This window comes from Streptomyces manipurensis, assembly GCF_049570255.1.
GTDB classification, from domain to species: Bacteria; Actinomycetota; Actinomycetes; order Streptomycetales; family Streptomycetaceae; genus Streptomyces; species Streptomyces manipurensis.
On the sequence record NZ_CP186950.1, the window covers coordinates 1,800,446 to 1,817,094 of the forward strand.

A 16,649-nucleotide genomic window follows, 5' to 3' on the forward strand; every position below is an offset into this window, starting at 1 on the left:
TAAGGAGTCGAGAGATCGTGACGGACATCGTCGACGAACTGAAGTGGCGCGGGCTCTTCGCCCAGTCCACCGACGAAGAAGCGCTGCGCAAGGCCTTCGCGGACGGTCCCGTCACCTTCTATTGCGGCTTCGACCCGACGGCGGCCTCGCTGCACGTGGGACACCTGGTGCAGGTGCTCACCGTGCGCCGGCTCCAGCAGGCCGGCCACCGGCCGCTGGCGCTGGTCGGCGGGGCCACCGGGCAGATCGGTGACCCGCGGCCGACGGCCGAGCGGACGCTGAACGACCCGGAGACCGTCGCGAACTGGGTGGCGCGCCTGCGCACCCAGATCGAGCCCTTCCTGTCCTTCGAGGGCGAGAACGCTGCCCTGATGGTCAACAACCTGGACTGGACGGCGGGCCTGTCCGCCATCGAGTTCCTGCGGGACATCGGCAAGCACTTCCGCGTGAACAAGATGCTGACGAAGGACTCCGTCGCCAAGCGGCTGGATTCCGACCAGGGCATCAGCTACACCGAGTTCAGCTACCAGCTGCTCCAGGGCATGGACTTCCTGGAGCTGTACCGGCGCTACGGCTGCGTGCTGCAGCAGGGCGGGTCCGACCAGTGGGGCAACCTGACGGCCGGGCTCGACCTGATCCACCGGGTCGAGCCGGGCGCGGTCGTGCACGCGCTGGCGACGCCGCTGATGGTCAAGGCGGACGGCACCAAGTTCGGCAAGTCCGAGAGCGGGGCCGTGTGGCTCGACCCGGAGATGACCACGCCGTACGCGTTCTACCAGTTCTGGCTGAACGTGGACGACCGGGACATCTCCACCTACATGCGGATCCTGTCCTTCAAGTCCCGTGAGGAGCTGGAGGAGCTGGAGGCGCAGACCGCCGAGCGGCCGCAGGCGCGTGCCGCCCAGCGGGCGCTGGCGGAGGAGCTGACCACCCTGGTGCACGGCGCCGAGCAGTGCGCCGCCGTGATCGGCGCGTCGAAGGCGCTGTTCGGCCAGGGCGACCTGGCGGAGCTGGACGCGGCCACGCTCGCCGCGGCCCTGTCGGAGCTGCCGCACGCCCAGGTGGCGGAGCTCGGCCCGGTGGTGGACCTGTTCGCGGAGACGGGCCTGGTCGCGAGCAAGTCGGCCGCCCGCCGGACCGTGAAGGAGGGCGGCGCCTACGTGAACAACACGAAGGTCACCGCCGAGGACGCGGTCGCGTCGCGGGAGGATCTGCTGCACGGGCGCTGGCTGGTGCTGCGCCGCGGCAAGAAGAACCTGGCGGCGGTCGAGGTCACCGGCGCCTGACGGCACACGCCGGAGGGGCCGGTTCGGACGTCCTGTCCGGCCGGCCCCTCCGTCATGTGCCGCGGGTGCCCCGGGCGGTTCAGCTCATCTGGCGACTGCCTCCGCGCATCGCCTTGTAGACCATTTCGCCGAGGAAGACGAAGAGGACGGCTCCCGCGAGCTGCAGCAGGTGCCGGGTCCAGTCGATGCCCCGGGTGTCGGCGACCCCGATCCAGGCCGCGACGGCGTTGCCGAGGACGCTGCCGATGATGCCCATCAGGGTGGTCAGCCAGAGGGGCTGGTGCTGTTTGCCGGGCAGGATGGCCTTGGCTATCAGCCCCAGCACGAAACCGACGATGATCGCCCACAACCAAGACATGTCGATCCTCCTCCTGGCGCGGTGTGCGCACGTGGGCCCAGTTTCGACCCGCCCGGCGTACCGCGCATTTCGGACGGCGCCAGGTGGGGTCCCCCTGTCCCGCCGGACGCGGGGGCCGCGTACCGTGGGAGGGTCCGGGCCGGGAAGCGCCCGGCCGGCGATCGGGTGGTAGGACATGGAACGGGTGAAGCGGCAGAAGCGGAACGGGTCCGAGGTCTTCCGGATCACCGGTGCCCGGATGGGTCTCGCCGAGGACGTGCGCGGCCGTCAGCGCCGTTATGTGATCTCCATGGGAATCAGGACCCTGTCAATCATCGCCACGGTGCTGTTGTGGAACGTCCAGCGGCCGGTCGCGATCATCACGCTCGTCGCGGGCGCGCTGCTCCCGTACGTGGCCGTGGTCATCGCCAACGCGGGGCGCGAGTCGACGCCCTCGCTGCCGTCCCACTTCGTCCCGGCCCCGGTGCACCCGGCGCTGGAGGCGGGAAACCTCAGGAAAAGCTCAGATCAATCATGAAGTTCCGGTGCACTGCACCGGGTCCTGCGTGACATACTGCTCACGCGCTCCGCATCCCCCGTCGGAGCGACGGACCGACGCCGGGCAGCTCCCCCCGTGGCTGCTCGGCGTCGCCATTCCGTTCCGCGGGCAGCCCTGCCGTCGCCGGCGGCTCACCCTTTAGGGTGGGGTCGTGACTTCCTCCGACGCCTCCGGCCCCGACGAGATCCCCAGCTGTTCGGCCAAGGGCTGCCGCGACGCCGCCGTCTGGGTCCTGGCGTGGAACAACCCCAAGCTGCACACGCCCGAACGGCGCAAGACGTGGCTGGCGTGCGAGGAGCACCGCGAGCACCTGTCGCAGTTCCTCGGGGTCCGCGGATTCCTCAAGGACGTGGTGGCGCTGGGCGAGTGGGTGCAGCCGGAGGGCTCGGAACGCCCCCGCTGAGCGGGGGCCGTCCGCGGCTCAGCCGCCGATCGCCGACATGGGGCGGTCGGGCTGGAGGAAGGACGGGTCGTCCAGACCGGAACCGGCCTTCTTGCCCCACATCGCCACCTTCCACAGCCGGGCGATCTCCTCGTCCGGGGCGCCCGAGCGCAGGGCGGCGCGCAGGTCGGACTCCTCGGTGGCGAACAGGCACGTACGGATCTGGCCGTCGGCCGTGAGCCGGGTGCGGTCGCAGGCTCCGCAGAAGGGGCGGGTCACCGAGGCGATGACGCCGACGGTGGCGGGGCCGCCGTCGACCACCCAGCGCTCGGCGGGGGCGGAACCCCGCTCCTCCGCGCCTTCCTCCGTGAGGGTGAAGCGGGTGCGCAGGGACTGCAGGATGTCCCCGGCGGTGATCATGCCGTCGCGCTTCCAGCCGTGCTGGGCGTCGAGCGGCATCTGCTCGATGAAGCGGAGCTCGTAGGCGTTCTCGACGGCCCAGGCCAGCAGGTCGGGGGCCTCGTCCTCGTTGAGCCCGGGCATCAGCACGGCGTTGACCTTGACCGGGGTCAGGCCCGCGTCGCGGGCGGCGGCCATGCCCTCGATGACGTCCTTGTGCCGGTCGCGGCGGGTGAGGGTCTTGAAGACCTCGGGGCGCAGCGTGTCGAGGGAGACGTTCACCCGGTCCAGGCCCGCGGCCTTGAGCGCCTGCGCGGTGCGCTTGAGGCCGATGCCGTTGGTGGTCAGGGACATCCGGGGGCGCGGCTCCAGGGCCGCGCAGCGTTCGACGATCCCGACCAGCCCGGGGCGCAGCAGGGGCTCGCCGCCGGTGAAGCGGACCTCGGTGATCCCCAGGTGCGTGACGGCGATGCGGATCAGCCGGACGATCTCGTCGTCGGTGAGCAGGTCGGACTTGCCGAGCCACTGCAGGCCTTCCTCTGGCATGCAGTACGTGCACCGCAGGTTGCACCGGTCGGTGAGCGAGACGCGCAGGTCAGTGGCCACGCGGCCATAGGTGTCGAGAAGCACTGTGGGCCCCCTCCCCTGTCCGGATCTAGAGGTTCGCGTGCGACGGGATCTACGTCACGCGTTCTATTTCGAGACTACGTGACGCGTGTGTCCGGGAGAGCTGCCCGAATGAACGATACGTAACGTGGCCGCGTCGTAGGAACCTACGACGCGGCCACGCTGGGTGTTCGGACGATGTCAGTGCGCCCCTGTCCCGGTGAGGGAGCGCACCTCCAGCTCGGCGAACTTCTGGGGGTCGGCCTTCTCCTTGGACAGGACGGTTCCCAGCCACCCGAGCAGGAAGCCGAGGGGGATCGAGATGATGCCCGGGTTCTCCAGGGGGAACCAGTAGAAGTCGGCGTCCTTGAACATCGAGGTGGGCTTGCCGGAGACGACCGGGGAGAAGAGCACCAGGCCGACCGCCGAGACCAGGCCTCCGTAGATGGACCAGAGCGCGCCCCGGGTGGTGAAGCGCTTCCAGAAGAGGCTGTAGAGGATCGTCGGCAGGTTCGCGGAGGCGGCGACCGCGAAGGCGAGCGCGACCAGGCCGGCCACGTTCATGTCGCGGGCGAGGGCGCCGAGGCCGATGGCGACCGCGCCGATGACGACGGTGGACCAGCGGGCGGCGCGGACCTCCTCCTGCTCGGTGGCCTTGCCCTTGCGGATCACGTTGACGTACAGGTCGTGGGCGAAGGACGAGGAGGAGGCGAGGGTCAGGCCCGCGACGACGGCGAGGATGGTGGCGAAGGCGACCGCGGAGATCACGGCGAGCAGGATCGCGCCGCCGGTGGAGTCCGGGCCGCCGCCGACGGCCTGGGCGAGCAGCGGCGCGGCGGTGTTGCCGGCCTTGTTGGAGGCCAGGATGTCCGCGCGGGAGAGCAGGGCGGCGGCGCCGAAGCCGAGGGCGATGGTCATCAGGTAGAAGGCGCCGATGATGCCGATGGCCCAGTTCACGGACTTGCGGGCGGCCTTGGCCGTGGGGACGGTGTAGAAGCGGATCAGGATGTGCGGCAGGCCCGCGGTGCCGAGGACGAGGGCGATGCCGAGGGAGAGGAAGTCGAGCTTCGAGGTGGAGTCCTTGCCGTACTTGAGCCCGGGCTCCAGGAACTTGGCTCCCTGTCCGCTGTTCTCGGCGGCCTTGCCGAGCAGGTCGGAGACGTTGAAGTCGAACTCCAGCAGCACCAGGAGGGTGATGAGGAGGGCGCCCGCGATCAGCAGGACGGCCTTGATCATCTGGACCCAGGTGGTGCCCTTCATGCCGCCGATGGTGACGTAGAGGATCATCAGGACGCCGACCAGGGCGACGACGGCGACCTTGCCCCCGTCGCTGGTGATGCCGAGGAGCAGGGAGACCAGGACGCCGGCCCCGGCCATCTGGGCGAGCAGGTAGAAGATCGAGACCACGATGGTGGAGGTGCCGGCGGCGGTGCGGACGGGCCGCTGGCGCATCCGGTACGCGAGGACGTCGCCCATCGTGTAGCGGCCGGAGTTGCGCAGCGGCTCGGCGACGAGCAGCAGGGCGACCAGCCAGGCGACGAGGAAGCCGATGGAGTAGAGGAAGCCGTCGTAGCCGAAGAGGGCGATGGCTCCGGCGATGCCGAGGAAGGACGCGGCGGACATGTAGTCGCCGGAGATGGCCAGGCCGTTCTGGAAGCCGGTGAACTGGCGGCCGCCGGCGTAGAAGTCGGCGGCGCCCTTGGTCTGGCGGCCGGCCCGGACGGTGATGATCAGGGTGGCGACGACGAACAGCCCGAAGAGGGTGATGATCAGCGGCCGGTGCTCGGTGGCACCCGCCGCGAGCGTCGTCACGGGGAGCGCGCCGCTCATGCGCCGCCCTCCATCCGCGCCTTGATGGCCTCGGCCTTGGGGTCGAGCTTGGCCGCGGCGTGCCGTGCGTAGAGCCAGGCGATGAGGAAGGTCGTCGCGAACTGTGCGAGGCCGAGGACGAGGGCGACGTTGATGTTGCCGAAGAGCCTGGTCCCCATGAAGCCGCCCGCGTAGTTGGACAGCAGGACGTAGAGCAGGTACCAGGCGATGAAGGCCACGGTGAGCGGGAAGGCGAAGGAGCGGTAGGAGCTGCGCAGTTCTGCGAACTCGGGGCTCTGCTGGACGCTCGTGAAGTCTTCGGGCGCGGGGGTCGCGGGGGGCGTTCCCGCGCCGCCCGGGGGCGGCGCTGCTTCGGTGGTCACGGGGGGCTCTCCTTGTGACGCGGGTGCGGTGGGGACGACGGACAAAACAACCTCCGTGTGGGGGGGACGGTGGTGCCGAGCCCCCCTGTCAACGGCACGTACGGCGCGTCCGGACGGTTCAACACCCGTGGATTCCCGGAGAACTGATTTCTCGAACAGATGGCGGAGAGGGGAACGACGGCACTAGGTTCGGTTGTCATGGACCCGTCCAACGCGACCGCGTACGGACGGCTTTTTCACGATGATCTGGAGAACCCATGGCTCATCTGGGACCCCGCCGTCGGCGTGCCCTCGCCGTACCGGTCGGACTGGCGCTCACCGCATCGCTCGCCTTCCTGCCCACGGCCGCGGCCACCGCCGCCGAGGGCGGCAGCACGGCCGGCGCGGCGACGGCCGCAGGGGCCGCGGTCTCCGGTCCCGAGCTGTCCTACGTGGCCAACCTGAACGCGTACGCCAACGTGAAGGCGGCCAGGAAGGCCGTCGAGCGGGCCGGCGGCACGGTGGTCACGGCCTATGAGCAGATCGGGGTGGTGGTCGCACACTCCCAGAACCCGGACTTCGCCAAGCAGCTGCGCACCCAGCGCGGCCTGTTCGTGTCGGTCGGAGCCACCCGGACGGCCCCGCTCAAGGCCGTGCAGACCACCGAGGAGGGCGCCACCCAGCGGCTGGACGCGGCCGACGCGGCCAAGGCGGCGGCGCGGGCCCGGCAGGGTCAGGAGCCGCTGGAGCCCAACCAGTGGGACCTGCGGACGATCAAGGCCGACGAGGCTCACAAGATCAACGATGGCAGCCGGAACGTCACCGTGGGCGTCATCGACACGGGCGTGGACGACACCCACCCCGACCTCGCCCCGAACTTCTCCAAGGGCCAGTCGGCCAACTGCGTCGGCGGCGTCGCGGACACCACCGAGGGCGCCTGGCGCCCGTACGCCGACGGCAGCGACCACGGCACGCACGTGGCCGGCACCATCGGCGCCGCACGCAACGGCCTCGGCATCAGCGGTGTCGCCCCCGGCGTGAAGATCGCCGCGATCAAGGTGAGCGAGCCCACGACCAGCCTCTTCTACACCGAGGCGGTCGTCTGCGGCTTCATGTTCGCCGCCGAGAAGGGGATCGAGGTGACCAACAACAGCTACTACGTCGACCCCTGGCTGTTCAACTGCGGCTCCGACGACGACCAGAAGGCGCTGGTGGAGGCCATCGGCCGGGCGACCAAGTACGCCGAGCGCAAGGGCACCCTCCACGTGGCCTCGGCCGGCAACTCCAACCAGGACCTGGCCGCGCCCTCCCTCCAGGACGTGACCAGCCCGAACGACACCACGCCGGTCCCCCGCACCGTCGACCCGAAGGTCTGCCTGGACCTGCCCACGCAGCTGCCCGGCGTGGTCACCGTCTCCGCGACCGGCGACAAGGGCCTGCGCTCGTACTACTCCAGCTACGGCCTCGGAGTGGTCGACGTCGCGGCCCCCGGCGGCGACAAGTGGCAGGTGCCGGCCACCCCGGACGCCAACGGCCGCGTGCTGTCGACCCTCCCGGGCGGGGAGTACGGCTACAAGCAGGGCACCTCCATGGCCGCCCCGCACGTGGCCGGCGTCGCGGCCCTGCTCAAGAGCGCCCACCCCTCGGCCACCCCGTCGCAGCTGCGGGCGATGCTGAAGGCGCAGTCCACCAAGGCGGCCTGCCCGACGCAGATCTACGACTCCACGGGCGCGCTGATCGACGCCACCACCTGCCAGGCCAAGTGGGGCCAGACCGGCTACTACGGCGCCGGCGTCGTGGACGCCCTCAAGGCCGTGAAGTAGTCCTCCGGACGGACGGAAGGGCCGGGCGGGGATCACCCCGCCCGGCCCTTCCGCGTCCGTGCCCGACGACGGTCAGGGCTTGATCAGCACCTTCAGCGCGCTGCGGTCGTCCATCGCGCGGTAGCCCTCCGGGACCTCGTCCAGCGGGACGGCGCGGTCGAAGACGGGCGCGGGGTCGACGGCCCCGCTGAGCACGTCCTCCAGCAGCTCCGGTATGTAGGCCCGGACGGGGGCGACGCCGCCGCGCAGGGTGATGTTGCGGTCGAACATGACGCCCAGGTCCAGGCCCGTGCCGCTGCCGTGCGGGACGCCGACGTAGCCGATGGCGCCGCCGTCGCGGGTGATGTTCACCGCGGTCCGCATCGACTGCTCCGTGCCGACCGCTTCGATGACCGCGTGCGCGCCCCGGCCGCCGGTCAGCTCGCGCACGGCCTCCTCGGCGGCCTCGCCGCGCTCGGCGACGACGTCGGTGGCCCCGAAGAGCCGGGCCGTGTCGGTACGGACGGTGTGGCGGCCCAGCGCGATGATCCGCTCGGCGCCCAGGCGCTTGGCGGCCAGGACGCCGCACAGGCCCACCGCGCCGTCGCCGACCACGGCGACCGTGGAGCCGGGGCGCACGCCCGCGCCCAGCGCGGCGTGGTGCCCGGTGCCCAGGACGTCGGAGAGCGCCAGCAGGCCGGTCAGCAGGTGGTCGTCGGACAGCGCCTCGGCGGGCAGCCGGACCAGGGTGCCGTCGGCGTGCGGGACGCGGACGGCCTCGCCCTGGCCGCCGTCGTGGCCGACCGAGCCCCAGAAACCACCGTGGTCGCAGGAGGTGTAGAGGCCTTCCTTGCAGAATTCGCAGGTACCGTCCGACCACATGAACGGGGCGACGACGAGGTCTCCGGCGCGCACGCCGGAGACGCCGGAGCCGGTCTCCTCGACGACGCCCAGGAACTCGTGTCCGATCCGCTGGCCCGGCTGGCGCTGGGCCTCACCGCGGTAGGCCCACAGGTCGCTGCCGCAGATGCAGGCGCGCAGGACGCGGACGACGGCGTCCTCGGGGCGCTGGATCGCAGCGTCGGGCACCTCCTCCACGCGGATGTCGTACGGGGCGTGGATGACGGTGGCGCGCATGGTGGTGCATTCCTCCGGTAGAGATGGTTCAGTCTTGTACGACTGACGTCCGTCCTACCGTACGCCTGCTCCGCGGGTGGGTGTCGAGCCGGTGGCCAGCAGGTACTGGGCGGCCGCGTACGTGGCCATGATCCAGAAGTCCGGACGGGGCAGCTGGGGCCAGTCGGCGACGCCGGACGCGATGAGGGTGTCGGACAGCAGGAACAGCGCGCCGCCGATGCCCGCCCGCAGGCCGAGCGCGCTGGAGCGGAAGGCCATGGCGGTCAGCAGCAGGCTGTAGCCGGCGACGGGGATCCGCAGGTCCGGGGGCAGGTCGCCCCAGAGCAGGACCACGGTCCCGGTCAGGGCGAGCAGGTAGGCGCCGCCGAGCAGCGGGTTCGCGGGCCGCCTGCCGAAGAGGACCAGGTAGCAGACGTGCCCCACGGCGAAGGAGCCCATGCCGACGAGGAAGGCGGCCTCGGCGTCGAAGAGCAGCGCGAGGTCGCCGCCCCAGCCGAAGAGCAGGGCGGCCACGAGCAGGCGGGGCGCGCCGCGCGTGATCACGTGGGCGACGAGCAGCGGCATCAGCAGCGGCTTGGCGATGACGTGCCCGAGGTCCCAGCCGGCCAGCAGCGAGCCCAGGTCGGCGGCGGTGGCGACGGCGAAGGCCCAGAGGGCGAGGCGGCCGAGACGCTCCCGGTCGGCCGTCGGCCGCGGGGCGGCCCAGGTGGGGGCGGGGCGGCCCGGGGACTCGGTGCTCACGCGGTGCTCTCCTGTACGGCGGCCGGGTCGGCGACGGGTGCGGATGCGGATGCGGCGGGTGCCGGGGCTGCGGGCGCGACCGCGGGAGCCGCGGCCGGGACCGCGGCGGAGGCGGCCGGTGCCGGGGCCGGGGCCGCGGGCTGCCAGCCCGGGCCGCGGAAGACCCGGCCGGCCCGCTCGCTCCAGGTCCGGGCGGCGCGTACGTCCCGGGCGATGGCGGCGTACTCGTGGGTGGCCACGCGCAGCGGGTTGTAGGTCTCGATGTTCTTGGTGAGGCCGTAGACGGGCCTGTCGGTCTCGCCCACCCAGGAGCCGAACATCCGGTCCCAGACGATCAGGATGCCGCCGTAGTTGCGGTCCAGGTAACCGCCCTGGGAGGCGTGGTGGACGCGGTGGTGGGAGGGGGTGTTGAAGACGTACTCGTAGGCGCGGGGCAGCTTGCCGATGCGCTCGGTGTGCACCCAGAACTGGTAGAGCAGGTTGATGCCGTAGCAGAAGGGGATCACCGCCGGGTGCACCCCGAGGGCCACCATCGGCAGGTAGAACCAGTACGTGGTGGCGCTGGTCCAGGGCTGCCGCAGGGCGGTGGTGAGGTTGAACTTCCGGCTGCTGTGGTGGACCACGTGACAGGCCCACAGGATGCGGATGACGTGGTGGCCGCGGTGCTGCCAGTAGTAGAGGAAGTCCTGCGCGAGCAGCATCAGCGGAAGGGTCCACCACAGCAACGGCACCCGCAGCGGGGTCAGTTCGTAGACGGCGGTGAAGACCAGGACCACCGGGATCTTCCACAGCAGGTCGAAGCCGATGCTGCCGAGCCCCATGGTGATGCTGGTGGCGGCGTCCTTGGTGTCGTAGCCGGCGGTGTCGTCGTCGGGGTGGAGCCGGTAGCTCACCACCTCGATGACGGTGAGCAGCACGAAGGCAGGTATGGACCACAGCACGACATCGGGCAGGTTCGGCATGTCCCGCACCATAGAGGCGCCCTCGGGGGTGCCGCTAGGGGTTGTTACCGATCGGTATCCATCGGGGTTACCGGCGGTTCGACGAGGGTGGGGAATCGCCGGCCCGCCGGGGCGGCTCCGCTGCTTAGCCGGGCCGCCCGCGGCGGGGCGCCGGATCACCAGACGCGGACCGAGCTGCCCCGGGCGAAGGCCGGACTGGTGGCCCCCGGCGGGATCTCCGTCAGGGGCCGCGCGATCTCCGGGACCGTCGGCCCGTGCTTCGCCGCGACCGCGTCGAGCAGGGTGAGGTCGAAGCCGTACACGCGGGCCGCGTTGCCGCCGACCATCGCGGCGACCTCCTCGCGCGGGAGGCCCGCGTAGGCGATGCGGAGGCCTTCGCGGGAGAAGGGGGTGGTGCCCTCGTCGTGGGGGTAGTCGCTGCCCCACATGATCTTGTCGAGGCCGATCCGTTCCCGCAGCGGGACCTCGTGGGGGCGCATGAAGCTCGCCCCGACGAAGCAGTTGTCCCGCCAGACCTCGCTCGGACCCCGCCCCATCGACTCCGCGAGGCCCGCCCCGAACTTGGACTCGGCCGTCGCCGACGCCGCGACCAGCCGCCCGTGGTAGTAGTCCAGCATCTCCAGCACCCCGGGGATCCACCCGGAGCCCTGCTCCGTCAGGACCAGCTTGAGGCCGGGGTGGCGGCGGAAGGCTCCGCCGAAGACGAGGTGCCACAGGGCGCGGTGGGAGAACCAGGTCGTCTCCACCATGAAGACGGCGCGGGCCGCCGGCTCCTCGCCCAGCGGCGGTGAGGCCGAGCCGCCGTGGTGGTTGACCGGGACGTCCAGCTCGTCGCACACCGCCCAGATCGGGTCGTACACCGCCGAGTACAGCTCGGGCACCGTGGAGCCGGGCGGGACGCCGGGCAGCAGGATGCCGCCCGTCAGGCCCGCCGCCTTCGTACGGCGGATCTCCCGCACCGCCGCGTCCACGTCGTTGAGGAGGATCTGCGCGACGCCCGCCCGCCGTCCCGGGGCGTCCGCGCAGAAGTCCGCCAGCCAGCGGTTGTGGGCCTGCAGCCCGGCCCAGCGCAGCTCGTACTCGGCGGCCGTCGGGGGCTGGGCCATCAGGGAGGCCTTGGGGAAGAACGGCGGGACGGTGTTGGGGAAGAGGACTTCCGCGACGATGCCGTCCGCCTCCAGCTCGGCGAGGCGGCGCGCCGAGTTCCAGTTGCGGTCGGCGGTGTCCGCGAGGAGGTCCTCGTACGGGTTCACGTACGTGGCGGCCCAGGCGTCGAACTCCTCGTGGTGGCGCTTCTCCAGGTACGGCCTGTAGTCCAGCAGGTCGGCGCCCGCGTGGCAGTCCGCCGAGATCACCGTGTAGCGGTCGTCGCCCGTCACCGCGAAACCCCCAGTACCGGGAAGTCGTGCTCGGTCAGCCAGTGGCGGCCCACCTCGCGGGAGCGCGCCCAGGAGGCCTCCACCGCCGCCTGGTCCGGCGACTGGCCCAGCTCCGCCGGGGTGGGGCCGATCCGGCGGGCGGTCGCGGCGAGCTTCGCGGTGTCGAAGCCGAACACCTCGGCCGCCGCCAGCCCGAGCATCCGGCGGGTCTCGGCGACCGGGATGTCGTGGAAGGTGTTCCTCAGCCAGGTCCGGGTGTTGGGCCAGGTGCCCTCGGGGTGCGGGAAGTCCGATCCCCACAGGATGTTGTCCACGCCGATCTCGTAGCGCTGCGCGAGCTCGCGGCGCTTGGTGTTCGTGGCGCAGACGAACACCTGGCGGTCCAGGTACTCGCTCGGCGGCCGCTTCAGCTCCTCGAACGGCGAGAGCTTCTTGCCGCCGTGCGCGCCGAGGTAGAGCCGGTCCATGAACCACAACTGGTTCGGCAACCACCAGCAGCCCGACTCGGCGACGCCGAACCTCAGCCCGGGGTGGCGTTCGAAGACGCCCGACCAGAGCAGGAACCACAGCGGGCGGGCCGGCCACCAGGTGACCTCGGAGACGAAGATGCCCAGGTGGTCGCCGTACTCGTGGCGGGGCGAGGAACCGGAGTGGGTGACGATCGGCATCCGCGTCTCGGCGGCCGCCGCCCAGACGGGGTCGTAGCGGCGATCGTGGTAGGGCGCCTTGTCCACCCACATGGCCGGGATCATCAGCGCGCCCAGCCCGGACTCCTTGGCCCGGTGGACCTCGGCCACGACCGTGTCCGGGTCGCCCGTGACGGGCAGCAGGGCGACGCCGCAGTGGCGCTCGGGGGTCTGCGAGACGAACTCGGCGAGCCAGCGGTTGTGCGCCTGCGCGCCCGCCATGCCGAGCTCTGGGTCCTGGTCGCCGGAGAGGCCGAGACCGACGCCGAAGGGGGCGGCGGTCTGGCTGTCGACGGCGTCCGCGTCGGGGAAGACCACCTCGGCGGCCACCCCGTCGCCGTCGAGTTCCTTCAGCCGCTGCCCGGTGTCCCAGCCGCCCTTGAGCCCTTCCTCGTGGTCGCGGAACCACTTCTCGGCGAAGGCCTCGTTGCGGATGCCCAGGCGGGTGGCCTCCGCGCGGCGGGCGTCGCGCTGGCCGAGGAACTCGTCGAACCGGCGGTGGAAGCGGGAGTCGAGGTAGGGGCGGTACTCCTCGGTGGGCAGGCCCGCGTGGCAGTCGGAGGAGATGATCAGGTACGGGTCCTCGTACGGTGTGCGACCCGTACCGGCGCTCGTGCCGGCGCTCGTGCTGTCGTGCGTGCTGTCGTGCGTGCTGTCGCTCATGGCGGACGCTCCTCAGTCGAGGATGAAGCTCTCCAGGTAGGCGGGATCGGCGCGGTCGAGCATCGACCGCGACCGGGCGCGGATCTGCCGGTCGCTGTGCTCGTTCGGCGGCAGCATCCAGAAGCGGTCGGCGCGGATGCCGTCGACGACGTGCTCCGCGACCTCCTCGACGGGGGTGAATTCCACCTCGTGGCCGGCCTGCCTCATCGCGGCCTCGTACTGGTCGAGGGTGCGGTACGGGGTCCTGCGCGGGCGCTGCTTCGCGTACCGCTCGGGCCGGTTGCGGTGGGACTCCCACAGCCCGGTGCGCAGCATGTGCGGGCCGGGGAAGAGCACGGAGGCGCCGACGGCCGCGCCCTCGGCCTTGAGGTGGGCGTAGAGGGACTCGGTCATGGTGACCACGGCCGCCTTGGTGACGGCGTAGACGGAGGCGGTGGGCAGCGGCGCGATGCCGCCGTCGCCGGAGGAGGTGTTGACGACGTGTCCGGGGGCGCCGCCCGCGATCATGCGGGGGACGAAGGCCTGGATGCCGTGGAAGACGCCCCACACGTTGACGGAGAAGGCCCACTTCCAGTCGTTGGGCTCGTGCTCCCACATCCGGCCCTCGGCGCCGGAGCCGACGCCCGCGTTGTTGCAGAGCACGTGGACGGCGCCGAAGGCTTCGTAGGCCGCGTCGGCGAGGGCGAACACGGAGTCGCGGTCGCTGACGTCGACGGTCCGGGCGTGTACCTGCGCGCCGTCCGCGGCGAGCTCGTCGGCGGCCTTGCGCAGGGCGGCCTCCTCGACGTCGGCGAGGACCACCTTCAACCCCTCGGCGGCGAAGCGCCGGGCCATGGCGAGGCCGATGCCGCTCGCCGCGCCGGTGACGACGGCCGTCTGTCCCGCTTCGAGCCGCATCTCACAGGCTCCCTTCCGGCGGGCCGTCGAGGATCTGCATCGGGTCGTCGTAGCGCTGGTGGATGTACGGGAGCAGGGCCCGGGCGCTGACCCGCTCGACGACCCGGCCCTGCTGGTCGGTGGTCTTCTCGCCGAGGGTGATCTCGACGATCCGGCGGACGGGGAGGTCGGCGACGGGATCGAACATCGACTCCCGCAGGACGATGTCACCGGTGACGTGCTCCAGCTTGCGGACCTTCTCGTTGCGGACGCAGTGCACGAGGACCGGGTCGGTGTCGAGCCCCGACCCGTCGACGGCGGGCAGGAACTTGAAGTAGAAGTCGGTCTTCAGGCTGGGCCCGGGCAGCGGGAGCGGGCGGTCCACGGCGCCGCGCACCTCGACGAAGGCGATGCCGTGCCGGGCGAGGGCGGCCCGTACGACGAGGCCGTCGCGCTCGACGGTGACCTCGCCCAGCTTCTTCGGCTCGCCGAAGACCTCGCGGCCGCCGGTCAGGGCCCGCTCGTGGGTCATCGGCATGACCAGCGGGTACCAGCCCTCGACGCCGTCGTGCCGGGCGGCGACGGCCACCGAGCCGGCGCCGAGCGGGTAGCCGGGCAGGTCGACCTTGCTGATGTTCGCCCGTACCAGGGGCCGCCCGGCCGGTTTGAGCGGCGGCGGGAGGACCGCGGCGACCACGTCGGGATCGGTCTCCCAGACGGCGACCACGCCGGTGGACCAGATGTCGGGGAGCTTGGAACTCCTCTCGCGCGACGCGGCGATCTCGGCCTCGGTGCGCGCTCCGTACCGTACGCGTGCCATGTATCGCACCACCTCTCGGTTCGGGTCTGTAACACAGTTACACCGCGGGCGATGAAGGGTAAAGCCCCCTGCACACACCAGAACTGACGGATCAACAGATCGGTGGACCACCGACATGACCAGATCCCCGACGACCCGGGACGAGGTGCTGGACGCCGCCGCGTCCCTGGTCAGGCAGCACGGGCCGGCCGCCCTCACCATGCGCCGGCTCGCCGCCGAACTGGGCACCGCGGTGACCTCCATCTACTGGCACGTCGGCAATCGCGAGTCCCTCCTCGACGCCCTCGTCCGGCGCACCGTCGAGGAAATGGGCGCCCTCCGCCCGGTCGGCCGCACCCCCGCCGAGCGGATCCTGTCCGTCGCCCGGACCCTCCGCCACGAGCTGCGCGAACGCCCCCACCTGATCGCGATGGTCCACGAACGGGGCCTCACCGAGCGGATGTTCCTGCCCGCGCAGCAGGCGCTCGTGCACGAGGTGCACGCCGCCGGACTGCGCGGGGCCAGAGCCGCCGACGCGGTGCGGGCGGTGCAGTTCCAGATCGTCGGCTTCCTGCTGGTGGAGCGCAACCGCGAACGCGCGCCCGCCCAGTCCCCCGCGGAGAGCGAGCTCTGGGACCCCGCCGCCGCCCCGGACGACCCCTCGCTGGCCCGGGCCCTGGCCCGCCCGGCCGATCCCGAACGCCTCTTCCTGCTCTCCGTACGGGCGCTGGTGACGGCTCTGCTGGCACCCGCGGCCGACGGGTCCGGCTCCTCCTCCGCCCCGGGCTGACCCAGGGTGGGGCCACGGTGTCGGTGCGTGCCGATATCCTCTGTGACCATGCTCGACGACCGTACGACCGCAGAGACGACGTGGCCGACCGCGTACCCCGAGGGGTACGCGGTCGTCGACGTGGAGACCACCGGGCTCGCGCGCGACGACCGGATAGTCTCCGCCGCGGTCTACCGGCTGGACGCGCAGGGCAACGTGGAGGACCACTGGTACAGCCTGGTCAACCCGCAGCGGGATCCGGGGCCGGTGTGGATCCACGGGCTGACGAGCGCGATGCTCGAGGACGCCCCCCTCTTCCGGGACATCGCCGAGGAGTTCGCCGACCGGCTCGCGGACCGGGTGCTGGTCGCGCACAACGCCATCTTCGACTGGCAGATGATCGCCCGGGAGTACGCGCGGGCCGCCACGACGGCCCCGGTCCGCCAGCGGCTGTGCACCATCGCCCTGTCGAAGGAACTGAACCTCCCGCTGCCCAACCACAAGCTGGAGTCGCTAGCCGCCCACTTCGGCGTGGTCCAGCAGCGCGCCCACCACGCCCTCGACGACGCCCGCGTCCTGGCGGAGGCCTTCCGCCCCTCGCTGCACGCCGCCGCGCGGGACGGGGTAAGGCTGCCCCTGCTGGAGTGCCGGCCGCTGACGGAGTGGTCGGACTCCGCCGTCACCCCGCGGATCGGCCACCAGGCCTCGTACCGGGGCAACAGCTGGCGGCCCTCGCGCAAGCGGCCCCCGTGCCCCCACCCCAATCCGGGCCGTTTCGAGGACGGCAGCCCGCTGAAGCAGGGCATGCGGATCGCCTTCTCCGGTGACACCTCGGTCGAGCGCGAGCTGCTGGAGGACCGGGCGGTCGAGGCGGGGTTGCACGTGGCGACGAGCGTGTCGCGGCTCACCAGCCTGCTGGTGACCAACGACCCGGACTCCGCGACCTCGAAGACGGTCAAGGCGAAGTCCTTCGGCACCCCGGTCGTCGACGAGGCGGCCTTCACCCAGCTGCTGCGGGACGTGGCCCCGGCCGACTCCTGATCCCGGCGGGCGGCGCCGGCACGCGGAGCGCGGCCGTTGCGCCGCCCGGGTGCA

The 16,649-nt window shown here is 71.8% G+C and carries 17 protein-coding genes; 6 read left to right on the top strand and 11 right to left on the bottom strand.

Going from position 1 to position 16,649, the window contains the following annotated elements:
• Window positions 1–17 precede the first annotated feature (17 nt).
• Window positions 18–1,286, top strand: coding sequence for a tyrosine--tRNA ligase (tyrS, locus tag ACPU2J_RS08275; RefSeq protein WP_361604638.1), 1,269 nt, complete (start codon window positions 18–20; stop codon window positions 1,284–1,286).
• Window positions 1,287–1,365: 79 nt separating this feature from the next.
• On the opposite strand, the gene ACPU2J_RS08280 is transcribed toward tyrS, so the two are convergent.
• On the bottom strand, window positions 1,366–1,644 hold the full coding sequence (locus ACPU2J_RS08280) for a GlsB/YeaQ/YmgE family stress response membrane protein (RefSeq protein WP_420081206.1): 279 nt from the start codon (window positions 1,642–1,644) through the stop codon (window positions 1,366–1,368).
• A 175-nt stretch (window positions 1,645–1,819) separates the two neighbouring features.
• On the opposite strand from ACPU2J_RS08280, the gene ACPU2J_RS08285 reads away from it, so the two are divergent.
• Both ACPU2J_RS08285 and ACPU2J_RS08290 read left to right on the top strand, forming a co-directional pair.
• On the top strand, window positions 1,820–2,161 hold the full coding sequence (locus tag ACPU2J_RS08285) for a DUF3099 domain-containing protein (protein WP_423833018.1): 342 nt from the start codon (window positions 1,820–1,822) through the stop codon (window positions 2,159–2,161).
• 172 nt (window positions 2,162–2,333) lie between these two features.
• Window positions 2,334–2,585, top strand: a complete 252-nt coding sequence (locus ACPU2J_RS08290) for a hypothetical protein (RefSeq protein WP_361604629.1) — start codon at window positions 2,334–2,336, stop codon at window positions 2,583–2,585.
• Between the two features lie 18 nt (window positions 2,586–2,603).
• Here the strand turns inward: ACPU2J_RS08290 and moaA are convergent, their stop codons facing one another.
• The 3 genes from moaA to ACPU2J_RS08305 form a co-directional block, all read right to left on the bottom strand.
• Window positions 2,604–3,593 (bottom strand): GTP 3',8-cyclase MoaA, encoded by a 990-nt coding sequence (gene moaA, locus ACPU2J_RS08295; protein ID WP_365073975.1) that lies wholly within the window; start codon window positions 3,591–3,593, stop codon window positions 2,604–2,606.
• A 177-nt stretch (window positions 3,594–3,770) separates the two neighbouring features.
• On the bottom strand, window positions 3,771–5,399 hold the full coding sequence (locus ACPU2J_RS08300; RefSeq protein WP_423833019.1) for a solute symporter family protein: 1,629 nt from the start codon (window positions 5,397–5,399) through the stop codon (window positions 3,771–3,773).
• A complete protein-coding gene (locus ACPU2J_RS08305) occupies window positions 5,396–5,761 on the bottom strand; it encodes a DUF485 domain-containing protein (RefSeq protein WP_420081202.1) in 366 nt (121 codons plus the stop codon). The genes ACPU2J_RS08300 and ACPU2J_RS08305 overlap by 4 nt, the downstream gene beginning before the upstream one ends.
• A gap of 257 nt (window positions 5,762–6,018) precedes the next feature.
• Here ACPU2J_RS08305 and ACPU2J_RS08310 point away from each other — a divergent pair, with 257 nt between their 5' ends.
• A complete protein-coding gene (locus ACPU2J_RS08310) occupies window positions 6,019–7,563 on the top strand; it encodes a S8 family serine peptidase (protein WP_423833020.1) in 1,545 nt (514 codons plus the stop codon).
• A gap of 72 nt (window positions 7,564–7,635) precedes the next feature.
• Here the strand turns inward: ACPU2J_RS08310 and ACPU2J_RS08315 are convergent, their stop codons facing one another.
• The 7 genes from ACPU2J_RS08315 to ACPU2J_RS08345 all read right to left on the bottom strand — a co-directional run bounded on the left by ACPU2J_RS08315 (window position 7,636) and on the right by ACPU2J_RS08345 (window position 14,806).
• Entirely contained in the window at window positions 7,636–8,679 is a 1,044-nt protein-coding gene (locus ACPU2J_RS08315; protein WP_420081200.1) for a zinc-dependent alcohol dehydrogenase family protein, read from the bottom strand.
• 54 nt (window positions 8,680–8,733) lie between these two features.
• A complete protein-coding gene (locus ACPU2J_RS08320) occupies window positions 8,734–9,420 on the bottom strand; it encodes a lysoplasmalogenase (RefSeq protein WP_391346908.1) in 687 nt (228 codons plus the stop codon).
• Window positions 9,417–10,382 carry a sterol desaturase family protein gene (locus ACPU2J_RS08325; RefSeq protein WP_420081199.1) on the bottom strand — a complete coding sequence of 322 codons (966 nt, stop codon included), beginning with the start codon at window positions 10,380–10,382 and terminating at the stop codon, window positions 9,417–9,419. The genes ACPU2J_RS08320 and ACPU2J_RS08325 overlap by 4 nt, the downstream gene beginning before the upstream one ends.
• 155 nt (window positions 10,383–10,537) lie before the next feature.
• The gene (locus ACPU2J_RS08330; protein ID WP_420081198.1) at window positions 10,538–11,761 is read right to left on the bottom strand and encodes an amidohydrolase family protein; all 1,224 of its coding nucleotides are present in this window, start codon (window positions 11,759–11,761) and stop codon (window positions 10,538–10,540) included.
• A complete protein-coding gene (locus ACPU2J_RS08335) occupies window positions 11,758–13,110 on the bottom strand; it encodes an amidohydrolase family protein (RefSeq protein ID WP_423833021.1) in 1,353 nt (450 codons plus the stop codon). The genes ACPU2J_RS08330 and ACPU2J_RS08335 overlap by 4 nt, the downstream gene beginning before the upstream one ends.
• 12 nt (window positions 13,111–13,122) lie before the next feature.
• On the bottom strand, window positions 13,123–14,007 hold the full coding sequence (locus ACPU2J_RS08340) for an SDR family NAD(P)-dependent oxidoreductase (RefSeq protein WP_423833022.1): 885 nt from the start codon (window positions 14,005–14,007) through the stop codon (window positions 13,123–13,125).
• A gap of 1 nt (window position 14,008) precedes the next feature.
• Window positions 14,009–14,806, bottom strand: coding sequence for an acetoacetate decarboxylase family protein (locus ACPU2J_RS08345; protein WP_420081195.1), 798 nt, complete (start codon window positions 14,804–14,806; stop codon window positions 14,009–14,011).
• A 115-nt stretch (window positions 14,807–14,921) separates the two neighbouring features.
• On the opposite strand from ACPU2J_RS08345, the gene ACPU2J_RS08350 reads away from it, so the two are divergent.
• Both ACPU2J_RS08350 and ACPU2J_RS08355 read left to right on the top strand, forming a co-directional pair.
• Window positions 14,922–15,575: a TetR/AcrR family transcriptional regulator gene (locus ACPU2J_RS08350; RefSeq protein WP_420081194.1), complete on the top strand. Its 654-nt coding sequence runs from the start codon at window positions 14,922–14,924 to the stop codon at window positions 15,573–15,575.
• Window positions 15,576–15,617: 42 nt separating this feature from the next.
• Window positions 15,618–16,595, top strand: coding sequence for a DEDDh family exonuclease (locus ACPU2J_RS08355; protein WP_361592038.1), 978 nt, complete (start codon window positions 15,618–15,620; stop codon window positions 16,593–16,595).
• The last annotated feature ends 54 nt before the right edge of the window (window positions 16,596–16,649 follow it).

Coding starts and splice junctions, on each gene's coding strand:
- ACPU2J_RS08280 (WP_420081206.1), bottom strand. CDS start 1,644: ATGTCTTGGTTGTGGGCGATCATCGTCGGTTTCGTGCTGGGGCTGATA.
- ACPU2J_RS08285 (WP_423833018.1), top strand. CDS start 1,820: ATGGAACGGGTGAAGCGGCAGAAGCGGAACGGGTCCGAGGTCTTCCGG.
- ACPU2J_RS08300 (WP_423833019.1), bottom strand. CDS start 5,399: ATGAGCGGCGCGCTCCCCGTGACGACGCTCGCGGCGGGTGCCACCGAG.
- ACPU2J_RS08310 (WP_423833020.1), top strand. CDS start 6,019: ATGGCTCATCTGGGACCCCGCCGTCGGCGTGCCCTCGCCGTACCGGTC.
- ACPU2J_RS08315 (WP_420081200.1), bottom strand. CDS start 8,679: ATGCGCGCCACCGTCATCCACGCCCCGTACGACATCCGCGTGGAGGAG.
- ACPU2J_RS08325 (WP_420081199.1), bottom strand. CDS start 10,382: ATGCCGAACCTGCCCGATGTCGTGCTGTGGTCCATACCTGCCTTCGTG.
- ACPU2J_RS08335 (WP_423833021.1), bottom strand. CDS start 13,110: ATGAGCGACAGCACGCACGACAGCACGCACGACAGCACGAGCGCCGGC.
- ACPU2J_RS08340 (WP_423833022.1), bottom strand. CDS start 14,007: ATGCGGCTCGAAGCGGGACAGACGGCCGTCGTCACCGGCGCGGCGAGC.
- ACPU2J_RS08345 (WP_420081195.1), bottom strand. CDS start 14,806: ATGGCACGCGTACGGTACGGAGCGCGCACCGAGGCCGAGATCGCCGCG.
- ACPU2J_RS08350 (WP_420081194.1), top strand. CDS start 14,922: ATGACCAGATCCCCGACGACCCGGGACGAGGTGCTGGACGCCGCCGCG.